Here is a 14262-nt window from a genome sequence, read left to right on the forward strand (position 1 = left end):
GTGCCATGACCGACACCACAGCCGTCATCACCGAAAAGCGCGGGCAGGCGTTCTGGATCACGATCAACCGGCCGGAGAAGCGCAACGCGCTGAACGGCGACGTGATCGCCGGCATCAGCAAGGGTTATCGCGACGCGCATGAGGACAAGGACGTCCGTGTCATCGTGCTGACGGGCGCGGGCGACAAGGCATTCTGCGCGGGCGCGGACCTGCAGAACTCCGGTGCCGCCTTCGCGATGGATCATTCCAAGCCGAATGTCGACTATGCCGATCTTCTGCGCCTGTCGCAGAACGCGACCAAGCCAGCGATTGCGCGGGTCGGCGGCGTCTGCATGGCCGGCGGGATGGGCCTGCTCTGCATGACCGACATGGCTGTTGCGGCCGATCACGTCGTCTTCGGCCTGCCCGAGGTGAAGGTCGGCGTATTCCCGATGCAGGTTCTGAGCCTGATGCAGAGGATCGCGCCGCCGCGGCTCGTCAACGAATGGGCGCTCACGGGCGAGCCGTTCGATGCGAAGGCCGCACAAGGGGCGGGCCTGCTCAACTACGTCGTGCCGGCGGCCGAGCTCGACGCCAAGGTCGACTGGCTGATCGGTCGCATCGTCGACAAATCCCCGACCGCGATCCGTCGCGGCAAATACGCCATGCGCGCCATCGCCGCGATGTCGTTCGACGAGAGCATCGCATACACCGAAAGCCAGATCGCGCTGCTGGCGATGACCGAGGACGCCAAGGAAGGGCTGAAGGCGTTCAGCGAGAAGCGCAAGCCGGTCTGGACGGGGAGGTGAGGGTCGGTGCGACGCAATCAGCATCGCACCGGGAGCCTCGAAGGATGCACGGCCGAGATGCAGCTCGGCCATCGCCCTTCGAGGCCTCCACTTCGCTCCGGCGCTTCGGGGTGACGGGGATGGCGCCGTCTACCCCGCGTTCGGCTTCAGCCCCGCCGCCTGAATGCCCGCCACCGCACAGGCTTCGTCATTGTCCGACGTATCGCCGGACACACCCACCGCGCCGAGCAAGGTCGTGCCGTCCATGATCAGCACGCCGCCGGGGACCGGCACCAGGGCGCCCTTGGCGATGGTGTTCACTGCATCGATGAAATAGGCCTGCTCCTGCGCGCGCTGAAACAGCGCGCGCGAGCCCATGCCCATCGCGAGGGCGCCATAGGCCTTGCCGTGCGCGATCTCGGCGCGCATCAGGCTGGTGCCGTCCTGCGCCGCCGCGAGCTTGAGCACGCCGCGGGCGTCGAGGATGGTGACGACCAGCGGCTTGAGCTTCAGCTCGCCGGCCTTCGCGAAGGCGGCGTCGAGGATCTTGCGAGCCGTGTCGAGGGTGAGTTCAGCCATGACTTGTTTCCTTTGTAACGGGAGTGGAATCGGTTTCAGCGCGATCGAGGCTCATCGCCAGCACGCGCGCGACGTGAAGCGCCTCGCGCTGTGCGCCGTCGTGGATTTGATGCCGGCAGGAGGTGCCGTCGGCAACGACAAGCGTATCTGGAGCCGCGCGCCGCACGGCCGGCAGCAGCGAGAGCTCGGCCATCTCGATCGATGCATCGTAAGTGTCCACGCCGTAGCCGAAGGCGCCGGCCATGCCGCAGCAACTGGACTCGATCGTTTCGACCTTGAGGCCGGGGACGAGACGCAGCACCTGCTCGACCGGCTTGAAGGCGCCGAAGGATTTTTGATGGCAATGGCCGTGCACCACGGCCTTGTCGGCGACGGTGCCGAGCGGCAGCTGCAGCCGTCCGGCCTCGGCCTCGCGCACCAGAAATTCCTCGAACGTCAGCGCATGGGCGCCGACGGCCTTGGCGTCGTCGTCCTTGCGCAGAGATGCGAGCTCGTCGCGCAGCGTCATGAGACAGCTCGGCTCCAGGCCGACGATCGGCACGCCGCTCGCCGCGAACGGCGCGAAGGCGGAGACCAGCCGGTCGAGCTCGGCTTCGGCTTCGTCGACGAGGCCGGCCGAGAGGAAGGTTCGGCCGCAGCACAGCGGCCGGCGGCCACTCGCAGGCTTTGGCAGGTGCACGCGATAGCCGCCCGCGGTGAGCACGCGCAGCGCAGCGTCGAGGTTCTCGCGCTCATAGACGCGATTGAAAGTATCTGTAAAGAGCACGACCTCGCGGCCGCTCTCCGGGCCGACACTGTCAGCTGGCGGCACGAACACATCGCTGCGGAAGGCCGGTAGCGCACGGCGCGCGCTGATGCCGGCAAACCGCTCGAACAGCTTTCGCAGCAGCGGACTGCGGTTGCGCAGGTTCGCCAGCGGCGCAAAGCGGGAGGCGAGGCCGGCATAGCGCGGCAGGTAGCCGACCAGGCGATCGCGCAGCGTCAGGCCGTGGGAGGTGGCGCGCGCGGCCAACACCTCGATCTTCATCTTGGCCATGTCGACGCCCGTCGGGCATTCATGGCGGCAGGCCTTGCAGGAGACGCAGAGTTTGAGCGTCTCCATCATCTCGTCGGAGGCGAGCGCGTCGGGGCCGAGCTGGCCGGAGATCGCCAGGCGCAAGGTGTTGGCGCGGCCGCGCGTGACGTCCTTCTCGTTGCGCGTCGCGCGATAGGACGGGCACATCACGCCGCCCTCGAGCTTGCGGCAGGCGCCGTTGTTGTTGCACATCTCGACCGCGCCCTGGAAACCGCCGCCGGCGCCGGGGTAGGCGGACCAATCGAGCTTCGTCTTGAGATCGCCGACGCGGTAGTCGGGCTTGAAGCGGAACAGCGTGCGGTCGTCCATCCTGGGCGCATCAACGATCTTGCCGGGATTGAGCACGCCCTCGGGATCGAAGCGCTGCTTCACCTCCCTGAAGTCGGCGACCAGGCGCTCGCCGAACATGGTCTCGTGGAATTCGGAGCGCACCAGGCCGTCGCCATGCTCGCCGGAATGCGAGCCCTTGTACTCGCGCACCAAGGCGAAGGCCTCCTCGGCGATGGCGCGCATCGCCTTGACGTCTTTCTCGAGCTTCAGGTTCAGCACCGGGCGCACATGCAGGCAGCCTTCGGAGGCGTGGGCGTACATCGTGCCGCTGGTGCCGTGCTTCGCAAACACCTCGTTCAGCCGCGCGGTGTAGTCGGCGAGGTGCGGCAGCGGCACGGCGCAGTCCTCGACGAAGGAGACCGGCTTGCCCTCCTGCTTCATCGACATCATGACATTGAGGCCGGCCGCGCGGAAATCGGCGATGCCGCTCTGCAGCGCGGGCTCTGATATCTCGACCACGCCGCCCCATTTGCGCGGCTCGTTGTTCCATCCGAAGCCGAGATCGCCCATCAGCTCGCCGAGCTGCTTGAGACGCACCAGATTGTCGGCCTGATCTTCTTCGGCGAACTCGACCACCAGCACGGCGTCCGGATCGCCCTTGATCGCCGCGGAGATGATCGGGCGGAACATCGTGATATCACGGCCGAGCGCGATCATGGTTCGGTCCACCAGCTCGACCGCAATCGGCTTCAGCTTGACGAGGTGCTGGGCCGCGTCCATCGCCTCGTAGAAGCTGCCGAAATGGCAGACGCCGAGCGCCTTGTTGCGGATCACGGGCCAGAGCTTGAGCTCGACCCTGGTGCTGAAGGCGAGGGTGCCTTCCGAGCCGACCAGCAGATGCGCCATGTTGTTGGGCGCGTTGCGCGGCACCAGCGCATCGAGATTGTAGCCTCCGACCCGGCGCTGCACTTTCGGAAAGCGCGCCGCGATCTCGTCAGCCTCGCGCGTGCCGAGATCGAGCATGTCGCGGAACAGGGCGCGGGTGCTGTCGGGTGCCTCAAGCTCGGAGAGGTCGCGCGAGACCTCGCCGAACCGACTCAGCGTGCCGTCGGCGAGCGATGCCTCCATCGACAGCGTGTTGTCGCGCATGGTGCCATAGCGAAGCGAGCGGCCGCCGCAGGAATTGTTGCCGGCCATCCCGCCGATGGTGGCGCGCGAGGCGGTGGAGACGTCGACGGGAAACCACAGGCCGTGCTTTTTCAGCTGTCGGTTGAGCTCGTCGAGCACGATGCCGGGCTCTACCACGCAGGTGCGGCCCTCGACGTCGAGCGACAGGATGCGGTTGAGGTGCTTGGAGAGATCGATCACCAGGCCGTCATTGACGGTCTGGCCACACTGCGAGGTGCCGCCTCCGCGCGGGGTGACCGTCACCCCCTCGTCGCGGGCGATCGCCAGCGCCCTCAAGGCCTCGTCCATGGTCTTCGGCACCACCACGCCCGCCGGCATGATCTGGTAGAACGAGGCGTCGGTGGCGTAGCGACCGCGGCTAAAGCCGTCGAACAGGACGTCACCGGTCAATTCCGACCGCAGGCGCCGTTCGAGCGAGGAGGCGTTTGTCATCCCTGATCCCGGACTGACCCAGTAAGGCTCAGCCTTGCTGAGTTATTCATTATTGTTCCTGACCGATTATATTATGAATTCAAAATGAGCAAGCCGGCCGCTCTCAAACCGGGGGCGGCGCGTCCTCTTGCGGCTCGGTCAGGTGCTCGATCGCCGCCGTCCGCTTGTTGCGCAGGTGCTGGAACAGGATGTCGCTGAGTTCGCTACCGGCGCGGCGGCGCAGCGCATCGAGGATGGCCTCATGCTCGCGCATCGCTTCCGCCCAGCGCTGCCGCTTGCGGGCGAAATTGGCGGAGTAGCGGACGCGGCGAATGCGGCCGGCGAAGTTGGCGTAGGCGGTTTTAAGTGTCTCGTTGCGCGCGGCCGCGACGATGCTCTCGTGGATGCGCTGGTTGGTCTGGAAATAGCCGTGCATGTCGCGGTGCAGATAGTGGCCGTACATCTCGTAGTGCAGCTGCTCGATCGCGGTGATTTCGGCGTCCGTAATCGCCTCGCAGGCGAGGCGCCCGGCCAGGCTTTCCAGCCCCGCCATCACGTCGAACAGTTCTTCGAGGTCGCGCTGGCTGAGCTGGCGGACGCGTGCGCCGCGGTTGGGCAATAGTTCGATGAGGCCGTCGGCCGCGAGCACTTTCAGGGCCTCGCGCAGCGGCGTGCGGGAGATGCCGAGCATCTCGCAGAGTTGCCGCTCAGGAACGCGGCCGCCCTCGGGGATGTTGCCTTCGACCACGTAGTCGCGCAGCCGCAGCAGGATTTCGCCGTGGAGCGAGGCCTCGTGACGGTTTTCCTGGCTGTCGCCGCCATTGCCGGCGGACAGAGTGATCGGAACGCCGTTGTCCGGAATCGTGGATTTCATTTGCAGCACAGTAGTTTGCCCGGTTGGTCGCGTCGACGTCCGCAATTGAATACCAAATATCGATTGAAAGTACAAAAAATGAATGCAAAATGGCAGGCAGAGCCGGCCAGGATACGCCGACAAGGAGATTCTCGTGCACCAGGGACGCCATTTCCTTCAGATTCCGGGCCCCAGCCCGGTCCCCGAGCGCGTTCTGCGCGCCATGGACATGCCTGTCATCGACCATCGCAGCGCGGAGTTCGGCGACCTCGGCCGCACCGTGCTCGAAGGCAGCCAGAAGATTTTCCAGACCAAGGGGCCGGTCATCATCTTCCCCTCGTCGGGGACTGGCGCCTGGGAGGCCGCGATCGTCAACACGCTGTCGCCGGGCGACAGGGTGCTGATGGTCGAGACCGGCCATTTCGCCACACTGTGGCGGCAGATGGCCGGCCGCTTCGGCATCGAGGTCGACTTCGTGCCCGGCGACTGGCGCCGCGGCGCCGATCCCGCGGTGATCGAGGCCAAGCTCACCGAGGACAAGGCGCATACGATCAAGGCCGTCATGGTCGTGCACAACGAGACCTCGACCGGCGCGACCAGCCGCATCGCCGAGATCCGGGCCGCGCTAGACCGTGCCTCGCATCCGGCGCTGCTGATGGTCGACACCATCTCCTCGCTCGGCTCGGTCGACTATCGCCACGACGAGTGGAAGGTCGACGTCAGCGTCAGCTGCTCGCAAAAGGGCTTTATGCTGCCGCCCGGCCTCGGCTTCAACGCGATCTCGGAGAAGGCGCTGGCTGCGTCCAAGAGCAACAAGATGCCGCGCTCCTATTTCGACTGGGAGGAGATGCTCAAGCCCAACGCCAAGGGCTTCTTCCCCTACACGCCGGCGACCAATCTGCTCTACGGCCTGCGCGAGGCGATCGCGATGCTGCTCGATGAGGGGCTCGCCAACGTTTTCGCCAGGCATCAGCGGCTTGCCGCCGCGACCCGCGCCGCCGTCAATCATTGGGGCCTCGAAGTGCTCTGCCAGGAGCCTTCGGAGTTCTCGCCGGTGCTGACGGCCGTGCTGATGCCGCCCGGCCATGATGCTGATCAGTTCCGGAAAGTCGTGCTCGACAACTACAACATGTCGCTCGGCTCGGGCCTGTCGAAGGTCGCCGGAAAAGTCTTCCGCATCGGCCATCTCGGCGAATGCAATGCGCTCACGTTGCTCGGCGCGCTCACTGGCGTGGAGATGGGCCTCTCGGTCGCGGGCGTGCCGCATCGCTCCGGCGGCGTCGATGTCGCGATGAAGCTCTTGGAGCAGCGTCCGCAAGGCAACACATCGCCGCACCTGAAAGTGGTCGGCACCTAAAATCGCGCGGGGCGTCTTTAGGAGAGGGGACAAGCCGGTCAAATGGTGCTATTCGGCGGCCATCAAAACCAAGGCTAGACCGGGAAGGGCGCCTATGACCGTGCATACTGGAAGGCATTTCCTACAGATTCCAGGGCCGACCAACGTGCCCGACCGCGTGCTGCGGGCGATGGACATGCCGACGCTGGACCATCGCGGTCCGGAGTTCGCCGAGCTCGGTTTCGCGGTCCTCGCCTCGATGCAGCGCGTGTTCCGCACCAAGCAGCCCGTGATCATCTTCCCCTCGTCCGGCACCGGCGCCTGGGAAGCGGCGATGGTCAATGTGTTCTCGCCCGGCGACAAGGTTTTGATGTGCGAGACCGGCCAGTTCGCCGTGCTGTGGCGCGGCATTGCCGACAAGTTCAAGCTCGACGTCGACTTCATTCCGAGCGACTGGCGCCATGGCGCCGATCTCGTCGAGATCGAGGCGCGCCTTGCCGCCGACAAGCAGCACACGATCAAGGCGGTCTGCGTCGTCCACAACGAGACCTCGACCGGCTGCGTCACGCCGCCCGCCGAGGTGCGCAAGATCCTCGACCGCACGAAGCATCCGGCGCTGCTGATGGTCGACACCATCTCCGGCCTCGGCTCGATGGAATACGAGCACGATGCCTGGGGCATCGACGTCTCGGTCGCCGGCTCGCAGAAGGGCTTGATGCTGCCGCCGGGCCTCGGCTTCAACGCCGTCTCGGAGAAGGCGCTCGCCGTTGCCAAGGCGAATCCGGGCATGCGCTCCTATTGGGACTGGCAGGAAGTGATCAGCTTCAACAAGCTCGGCACCTTCCCCTATACGCCCGCGACCAACCTGCTCTACGGGTTGCGCGAAGCGGTGAAGATGCTGGAGGAGGAGGGGCTGGAGAACGTCTGGTCCCGCCACAAGCGCCACAGCGCGGCGACGCGCGCCGCGGTCAAGGTCTGGGGCCTCGAGACGCAGTGCGCCGATCCCGCCGCGCATTCGCCGGCGCTGACCGGCGTGCGCGTGCCCGAGGGCCACGACGCCGATGCCTTCCGGAAGGTCGTGCTGGACAACTTCGACATGTCGCTCGGCACCGGCCTGAACAAGGTCAAGGGCAAGGTGTTCCGCATCGGCCATATCGGCCATTTCAACGATCTGATGCTGATGGGCACGCTCGCCGGCGTCGAGATGGGCCTCGATCTTGCAAAGATTCCGCACCGGAGCGGTGGCGTGCTGGCGGCCATGGACGTCCTGAAGGGACGCGACGTGGTGCCGATGGCCAAAGCCCAAGTCGCTTGAGAACCAAGTCGCTTGAGAACCAAGTCGCTTGGGGACCAAGTCGCTTAACGACCAGGTCGCTCAAGGGCGGCCTGACCGAACTGAAGTGAAGAAAGTGAGCGCGCGATGAACGCACCGACGGCTGCCAACGAAGACCTGCTCTACTCCGTCACGGACGGCATCGCGCGGATCACCTTCAACCGCCCTCAGGCGCGCAACGCCATGACCTTCGCCATGTATGACCGCATGGCGGAGATCTGCCAGGAGATCAACGCCGACCGTTCGATCAAGGCGCTGATCCTCACCGGCGCGGGCGACAAGGCCTTTGCCTCCGGCACCGACATTTCCCAGTTCCTTGCATTCAAGACCGCGCAGGACGCGCTTGACTACGAGGCGCGGATCGACCGCGTGCTCGGCACGCTTGAGCAGTGCCGCGTGCCGGTGATCGCCGCTATCGCCGGCGCCTGCACCGGCGGCGGCGCCGGCATCGCGGCCTGCTGCGACATCCGCATCGGCACCGAGACGACGCGGATCGGCTTTCCGATCGCGCGCACGCTCGGCAATTGCCTGTCGATGTCGAACATCAGCCGTGTCGTCGCGCTGGTGGGACCTGCCCGCACCAAGGATCTGATCTTCAAGGCGCGCCTGGTCGAGGCGCAGGAAGCGTTGTCGCTCGGCCTGCTCAACGAGATCGTGCCCGACGTCGAGACGCTGCAGCGCCGTGCCGACGAGACCGCAAAGCTCGTCGCCAGCCACGCGCCGCTCACGCTGGAAGCGACCAAGGAAGCGGTGCGCCGTATCCGCCGCACGCTGTCGCGCGAGGAAGGCGAGGATTTGATCCTCAAGGCCTATATGAGCGAAGATTTCCGCGAGGGCATGGACGCCTTCCTCAACAAGCGTGCGCCTGTCTGGAAGGGCAAGTAGCACGCTTGTCAGCCGAAAGTCATATGCGGCGGAATGTCCGCCGGCTTGAACTCACAACCTTTAATCCGCACAATGCATCGATAAGATTTCCCGGCGTCACAAAGCCAATAATAAACCAGGGGACGAAACTCGTGCGAATTCCAGTGAAAGCCGTCGGGGCTGCGACGGCCTTGTTGTTGAGCACGCCTTCCTTTGCCGGCTGGGAGCCAACCAAGCCCGTCGAGATCGTCGTCGCGGCGGGTGCGGGCGGTGCCTCCGATCAGATGGCCCGGATGATGCAGGCTGCGATCCAGAAGAACAATCTGATGAAGCAGCCCATGGTGGTCTCGCTCAAGGGCGGCGCCTCGGGCGCGGAAGCGCTGATGTACATGAAGTCCAGCGAGGGCGACCCGAACAAGGTGCTGATCGCCTATTCGCTGATCTACATGCTGCCGCTGTCTGCGAAGATCCCGTTCAACTGGCGCGAGCTCACGCCGGTCTCGGTGATCGCGCTCGACCAGTTCGTGCTGTGGGACAACAGCGCCGGCCCCAAGACGGTGAAGGAATTCATCGAGGCCGCGAAGGCGGCGAGTTCGCCGTTCAAGATGGGCGGCACCGGCTCCAAGCGCGAGGATCACGTCCTCACCGTGTTCCTGGAGCAGAAGACCGGCGCCAAATTTTCCTATCTGCCCTACAAGTCCGGCGGCGAGGCCGCGACCCAGCTCGTCGGCAACCACACCGAAGCCAACGTCAACAATCCATCCGAAAATCTCGAGGTCTGGCGCGCCGGCCAGGTCCGGCCGCTCTGCGTGTTCGACAAGGAGCGCATCTCCTACACCAGCAAGGTGACGGAGACCCAGTCCTGGGCCGACATCCCGACTTGCAAGGAGCAGGGTGTCGACGTGCAGTATCAGATGCTGCGCGCGATGTTCCTGCCCGGCAAGGTCACGGCCGAGCAGCAGGCATTCTACGTCGAGCTGTTCCACAAGGTGACGCAGACCGCCGAATACAAGGACTACATGGAGAAGCAGGCCCTGAAGCCGATCTTCCTCACCGGCAAGGACATGGTGCAATTCCTCGAGGAGGACGATGCCATCAACAAGGCGCTGATGACGGAAGCCGGATTCGTCGCGAAGTAACCGTCTTCTTCATCTCTCCCCGCTTGCGGGGAGAGGTCGGATTGCATCGAAGATGCAATCCGGGTGAGGGGGACTCTCCGCCAGCTCAACTCTCACCGTCCTCGTGGAGACTCCCCTCACCCCCGACCCTCTGCCCGCTAGCGGGGAGGGGGAATCGGCCGCACTCCGTCCTTGGCAGAGCATGTCCCAAACCGATCTTGAAATCGTCGTCGACGATCCGACCGCCCCCGAAGACGACTCGCCCTCCGTCGTCTCCTCCGGCACGATCGAGATCGTCGTCTGTCTCCTTCTGCTCGCGCTCGCCGTCACGCTCGGCTACGACAATTGGCTCACCGGCGCATCCTGGGATGCGACGGGGCCTGAGCCCGGCTATTTCCCGTTCTATCTGTCCGTCATCCTCGGCGGCGGCAGCCTCTATGGCCTGATCGTGGCGCTGCTGGCGCGGCGAGCGGCATCCGGGACGTTTGTCACCCGCGCCCAGGCCCGCCGCGTGATGGCAGTGTTCGTGCCGACGCTGCTGTTCTGCCTGGTGACGCAGTTCCTCGGCCTCTATGTCGCGAGCTTCCTCTTGATCGCGGGCTTCATGCGCCTCGTCGGCAAGATCCCATTGTGGAAGTCGCTGCTCACCGCGCTGGTGTTCACGGCGATCATGTTCGTCACCTTCGACGTCGCCTTCGACGTCATCATGCCGAAAGGGCCGCTCGAAGCGGCCTTCGGCCGCTAGGGCGAGCCAGCGATGGAAGCACTCGGTCTCCTGCTCCACGGCTTCGCCGTCCTGCTCACCTGGAAGACGATCCTGCTGATGATGGTCGGGCTGGTGCTCGGCATCTTCGTCGGTGTGCTGCCCGGGCTCGGCGGCCCCAACGGCGTCGCCATCCTGCTGCCGCTGACCTTCACGATGGACCCGACCTCGGCCATCGTGATGCTGTCCTGTATCTACTGGGGAGCACTGTTCGGCGGTGCCATCACCTCGATCCTGTTCAACATTCCCGGTGAAGCCTGGTCGGTCGCAACCACCTTTGACGGCTATCCGATGGCCCAGCAGGGCAGGGCAGCGGAGGCGCTGACGGCAGCGTTCACGTCCTCCTTCGTCGGCTCCCTGGTCGCGGTGCTGCTGATCACATTCCTCGCGCCGATGATCTCGTCCTTTGCGCTGAAGTTCGGGCCGCCCGAGTTCTTCGCGGTCTACCTGCTGACCTTCTGCTCCTTCGTCGGCCTCGGGCGCGAAGCCAAGCACAAGACGGTCATCTCGATGTCGCTCGGCCTTCTGCTTGCCGGCGTCGGCATGGACACCGTGTCAGGCAATCTGCGCATGACCTTCGGCTCGGCCGAGCTGCTCCGCGGCATCAACTTCCTGGTCGCGGTCATCGGCCTGTTCGGGATCAGCGAGATCCTGCTGACGATGGAAGAGCGCCTCGCGCTGCGCGGACATGCGGCGAGCATCTCGCTTCGCGTCGTGCTGGGCGTCTGGAAGGACCTGCCGAAATATTGGGTGACGCTGCTGCGCTCCTCCTTCATCGGCTGCTGGCTCGGCATCACGCCGGGCGGTGCGATCGCTGCCTCCTTCATGGGCTACAATCTGGCCAAGCGCTTCGCCAAGGATCCCGAGAGTTTTGGCACGGGCCGCATCGAAGGTGTGTTCGCGCCTGAGACGGCGGCGCATGCCTCCGGCACCTCGGCGCTACTGCCGATGCTGGCGCTCGGTATTCCCGGCTCCGGCACCGCGGCGATCCTGCTCGGCGGCCTGATGGTGTGGGGGCTCAATCCGGGGCCGCTGCTGTTCGTCGAACACAAGGATTTCGTCTGGGGCCTGATCGCCTCGATGTATCTCGGCAATGTCGTCGGCCTCGTGCTGGTGCTGACGACGGTGCCGGTCTTCGCCTCGATCCTGCGCGTGCCGTTCGCGGCGGTGGCGCCGATGATCGTGGTGTCCTGCGCGATCGGTGCCTATGCGATCCAGAACGCGATGTTCGACATCTGGCTGATGCTGGGCTTCGGCGTGGTTGGCTACGTCTTCAAGAAGATCGGCATTCCCCTGGCGCCGTTCACGCTGGCGCTCGTGCTCGGCAACCGCGCCGAGGATGCCTTCCGGCTTTCGATGATCGGCTCCGGCGGGAAGCTCGGGGTGTTCTGGTCGAACGGCCTGGTCGGGTCGATCACGACGCTGGCGTTCATGCTGCTGTTCTGGCCGGTTATCGACGGACTGCTGGGCCGGGCCGGACTGACGCAGCGGAGTAGCGCGACACCGCGTTAGCGCTGTCAACCAGCATTGTTTCAAATCAATGACGTAGGGGAGGCGGTGGCGCTTCGGCATCAGTTGTTGGTCGCCGCGACGCCTGTCATCGCACTCAGCGGTGCAGCACAGCTCGTCGGTTATCGCTCGCACCGCTGAAGCGGTAGTTCAACGCCAAGGCGGCACCTGAGCGACGTGCTCACAGGAAGCGCCAGCGAGTCGAATGCCCGGCGGCCGCGTCTGGCTTTCGTGCTTTTCTGGTGAAAACCGTCAGGCCCCATGACGCATTCTCTCCTTGCCAGCGACGCTAATCAGGGTCAAAATACAAGCTTAGATAGAAGTTTATTGATCTCATTTTTTTTGGAGAATGTCATGGCTATTGAACGCTATCGAGCTCGCAAAGGCGCTGAGATTTCAGCCCCGGTCGCGGCCGCCGGAGGCTACACGATCGAGGTTCACTTCCTGGGCGGACTGACCGATAAGCAAAAGGCCGCTTTCAAGCTCGCGGCAAACCGGTGGACACACGCCATCATCGGGGATTTGCCTGACGTCAGGGTCGGCGGCGAAAGGATCAGCAATCTCCGTATCACGGCGCAAGGCACCGACATCGACGGGCCCGGCAATGTTCTCGGCCAGGCGGGGCCGAACCGCCTGCGTCCGAAGAATGCCGGGGCCGCCGCGTTCCTGCCGGCGACCGGCGACATGCAATTCGACACGGCCGATCTCGCCGCCATGGAAGCCGACGGCACCCTGAACGACGTCATCACGCACGAGATGGGACACGTGATCGGCATCGGAACGATCTGGACGAACAAGAAATTGCTGAAAGGCGCCCATACCCACAATCCCACGTTCCACGGTGCGAACGCCATGCGCGAATACGCCAAGCTCCGCGGCTCCGCGACGCCACTGCCCGTACCGGTCGAAAACACGGGCGGTGAAGGGACGGTGGACTCGCATTGGCGCGACTCTGTGTTCGGCGCGGAGATGATGACCGGCTTCGTCAATGAAGGCGGCAATCCGATGAGCCGGATGACGATCGCGAGCCTGCAGGATCTCGGCTATCAGGTGAACTTGGACGCCGCTGAGCCCTATCACCTGCCCAATCACCTCCGTATGGCCGAAGCAGGAATAGTTGCGGCGCATGCCGACAACACAAGAGGCATCGTGCTCCGGCGGATTCCGATCACGTTGCCCGAGGACAGCCTCGGCTCTTGAGTCAGGACTCCTAAGCCGGCGCGCTGCCAAGCCTCGCGTAGTTCAGGGATTAGGGATCATGGAAGGCATGAAGCGACCGGAAGTGATCGTGCTGCCGGATTCATCATTGATCCCGTCGGACTGTCTGATCTCGCCGCCGCCCAACCAGTTCACTCACGAGGTGGCGAGATCGCAGCCGTTCTACGCCTCGCGCGGTCTGCCGAGCGGGCCGCCGGCCGGGCAATTCGAAGCGGGCGCCAAGGTCGTTCTGCTTTACCATGACGGCGGAGAGCTTTGCCGGGTTGTCGATGCAGCTGGCCACTATGTCGATACGCGGTTCGACGGTTTGCGCAAGCTTTAGAGGCTAGCGCAAGCCGTCGGCGCGCCGGGCCGATCGTGATGCCGTGACGAGCTCGATCGGAGAGGCGGGTGCGCGAGCGCCGCCGCTCTGTCAGACCACCTTGCGCTGGCGCAGCTCCGCGATCTCGTCCGCACTGAAGCCGAATTCCTTCAGCACCTCGTCGGTTTGCTCTCCGAACTCCGGCGGTCGCGCCACCATCCTGCTCGGCGTGCGCGACAGCGACACGGGCTGGCCGACCAGGCGGATAGGCCGGCCCTCGTCGTTCGGCACGTCCTGAGCGATGCCGAGATGCTTGACCTGCGCGTCCTCGAACATCTGGTCGATGGCGTAGATCGGCCCGCAGGGCACGCCGGCCTCGTTCAGCTCACGGACCCAGGTCTCGGTCGACCTTGCGCCGGAGGATCTGTGATTTGCTTGCGGGGCTAAGTCCAGAACAGCGGCTGAACCTGCCTGCATCCGATAGAAACATCCAATAAAGGAAGCGCATTATGGCGCCTTCTTCTTAAAGGCGAAATCTATCTAAGGTTCGCGCGGGGCAGCACCCAAGAATACAGGACAAGGACGCGAGGGTGTTTCCATGTTGTGGTGGATCGCGGATACCTCTTGGTAAACTTCGAGCCCGAGTGCAAGTGAGCATCCGTCTCTATGAAGTAAGT

The 14262-nt window shown here is 64.7% G+C and carries 12 protein-coding genes and 1 pseudogene; 9 read left to right on the top strand and 4 right to left on the bottom strand.

Annotated features, from left to right (window positions below):
- Positions 1–5: 5 nt before the first annotated feature.
- A complete protein-coding gene (locus ACRQ5Q_RS13315) occupies positions 6–788 on the top strand; it encodes an enoyl-CoA hydratase/isomerase family protein (RefSeq protein WP_439369456.1) in 783 nt (260 codons plus the stop codon).
- Between the two features lie 129 nt (positions 789–917).
- Here the strand turns inward: ACRQ5Q_RS13315 and ACRQ5Q_RS13320 are convergent, their stop codons facing one another.
- The 3 genes from ACRQ5Q_RS13320 to ACRQ5Q_RS13330 all read right to left on the bottom strand — a co-directional run bounded on the left by ACRQ5Q_RS13320 (position 918) and on the right by ACRQ5Q_RS13330 (position 5164).
- Entirely contained in the window at positions 918–1346 is a 429-nt protein-coding gene (locus ACRQ5Q_RS13320; protein ID WP_439369455.1) for a GlcG/HbpS family heme-binding protein, read from the bottom strand.
- Entirely contained in the window at positions 1339–4311 is a 2973-nt protein-coding gene (locus ACRQ5Q_RS13325) for an FAD-binding and (Fe-S)-binding domain-containing protein (protein ID WP_439398190.1), read from the bottom strand. Before ACRQ5Q_RS13325 ends, ACRQ5Q_RS13320 begins: the two co-directional genes overlap by 8 nt.
- Before the next feature lie 103 nt (positions 4312–4414).
- Entirely contained in the window at positions 4415–5164 is a 750-nt protein-coding gene (locus tag ACRQ5Q_RS13330) for a GntR family transcriptional regulator (protein ID WP_439398192.1), read from the bottom strand.
- Positions 5165–5246: 82 nt separating this feature from the next.
- Between ACRQ5Q_RS13330 and ACRQ5Q_RS13335 the strand changes: the two genes are divergently transcribed.
- The 8 genes from ACRQ5Q_RS13335 (at position 5247) to ACRQ5Q_RS13370 (ending at position 13606) form a co-directional block, all read left to right on the top strand.
- Entirely contained in the window at positions 5247–6500 is a 1254-nt protein-coding gene (locus ACRQ5Q_RS13335; protein ID WP_439398194.1) for a pyridoxal-phosphate-dependent aminotransferase family protein, read from the top strand.
- 94 nt (positions 6501–6594) lie between these two features.
- Positions 6595–7794 carry a pyridoxal-phosphate-dependent aminotransferase family protein gene (locus tag ACRQ5Q_RS13340; RefSeq protein ID WP_439398196.1) on the top strand — a complete coding sequence of 400 codons (1200 nt, stop codon included), beginning with the start codon at positions 6595–6597 and terminating at the stop codon, positions 7792–7794.
- A 105-nt stretch (positions 7795–7899) separates the two neighbouring features.
- A complete protein-coding gene (locus ACRQ5Q_RS13345; protein ID WP_439398198.1) occupies positions 7900–8697 on the top strand; it encodes an enoyl-CoA hydratase/isomerase family protein in 798 nt (265 codons plus the stop codon).
- Positions 8698–8840: 143 nt separating this feature from the next.
- Positions 8841–9815, top strand: a complete 975-nt coding sequence (locus tag ACRQ5Q_RS13350) for a Bug family tripartite tricarboxylate transporter substrate binding protein (protein WP_439375651.1) — start codon at positions 8841–8843, stop codon at positions 9813–9815.
- Positions 9816–9996: 181 nt separating this feature from the next.
- Complete coding sequence (locus ACRQ5Q_RS13355) at positions 9997–10539, top strand: tripartite tricarboxylate transporter TctB family protein (RefSeq protein ID WP_439369450.1); 543 nt, start codon at positions 9997–9999, stop codon at positions 10537–10539.
- Between the two features lie 12 nt (positions 10540–10551).
- Complete coding sequence (locus ACRQ5Q_RS13360; RefSeq protein ID WP_439398200.1) at positions 10552–12069, top strand: tripartite tricarboxylate transporter permease; 1518 nt, start codon at positions 10552–10554, stop codon at positions 12067–12069.
- A gap of 258 nt (positions 12070–12327) precedes the next feature.
- On the top strand, positions 12328–13266 hold the full coding sequence (locus ACRQ5Q_RS13365; RefSeq protein ID WP_439398202.1) for a leishmanolysin-related zinc metalloendopeptidase: 939 nt from the start codon (positions 12328–12330) through the stop codon (positions 13264–13266).
- A gap of 58 nt (positions 13267–13324) precedes the next feature.
- Positions 13325–13606 (top strand): hypothetical protein, encoded by a 282-nt coding sequence (locus tag ACRQ5Q_RS13370; protein WP_439398204.1) that lies wholly within the window; start codon positions 13325–13327, stop codon positions 13604–13606.
- A gap of 90 nt (positions 13607–13696) precedes the next feature.
- Here the strand turns inward: ACRQ5Q_RS13370 and ACRQ5Q_RS13375 are convergent.
- Positions 13697–13996 (bottom strand): annotated as a pseudogene (locus ACRQ5Q_RS13375) (CoA transferase); the annotation flags it as partial.
- Between the last annotated feature and the right edge of the window lie 266 nt (positions 13997–14262).

Source organism: Bradyrhizobium sp. PMVTL-01 (assembly GCF_051861855.1).
GTDB lineage: Bacteria > Pseudomonadota > Alphaproteobacteria > Rhizobiales > Xanthobacteraceae > Bradyrhizobium.

Excerpts from the sequence above, each read along its gene's own strand:
- ACRQ5Q_RS13315 (WP_439369456.1), top strand. The coding sequence starts at position 6 with ATGACCGACACCACAGCCGTCATCACCGAAAAGCGCGGGCAGGCGTTC.
- ACRQ5Q_RS13320 (WP_439369455.1), bottom strand. The coding sequence starts at position 1,346 with ATGGCTGAACTCACCCTCGACACGGCTCGCAAGATCCTCGACGCCGCC.
- ACRQ5Q_RS13325 (WP_439398190.1), bottom strand. The coding sequence starts at position 4,311 with ATGACAAACGCCTCCTCGCTCGAACGGCGCCTGCGGTCGGAATTGACC.
- ACRQ5Q_RS13330 (WP_439398192.1), bottom strand. The coding sequence starts at position 5,164 with ATGAAATCCACGATTCCGGACAACGGCGTTCCGATCACTCTGTCCGCC.
- ACRQ5Q_RS13335 (WP_439398194.1), top strand. The coding sequence starts at position 5,247 with ATGCAAAATGGCAGGCAGAGCCGGCCAGGATACGCCGACAAGGAGATT.
- ACRQ5Q_RS13340 (WP_439398196.1), top strand. The coding sequence starts at position 6,595 with ATGACCGTGCATACTGGAAGGCATTTCCTACAGATTCCAGGGCCGACC.
- ACRQ5Q_RS13345 (WP_439398198.1), top strand. The coding sequence starts at position 7,900 with ATGAACGCACCGACGGCTGCCAACGAAGACCTGCTCTACTCCGTCACG.
- ACRQ5Q_RS13355 (WP_439369450.1), top strand. The coding sequence starts at position 9,997 with ATGTCCCAAACCGATCTTGAAATCGTCGTCGACGATCCGACCGCCCCC.
- ACRQ5Q_RS13360 (WP_439398200.1), top strand. The coding sequence starts at position 10,552 with ATGGAAGCACTCGGTCTCCTGCTCCACGGCTTCGCCGTCCTGCTCACC.
- ACRQ5Q_RS13365 (WP_439398202.1), top strand. The coding sequence starts at position 12,328 with ATGACGCATTCTCTCCTTGCCAGCGACGCTAATCAGGGTCAAAATACA.
- ACRQ5Q_RS13370 (WP_439398204.1), top strand. The coding sequence starts at position 13,325 with ATGGAAGGCATGAAGCGACCGGAAGTGATCGTGCTGCCGGATTCATCA.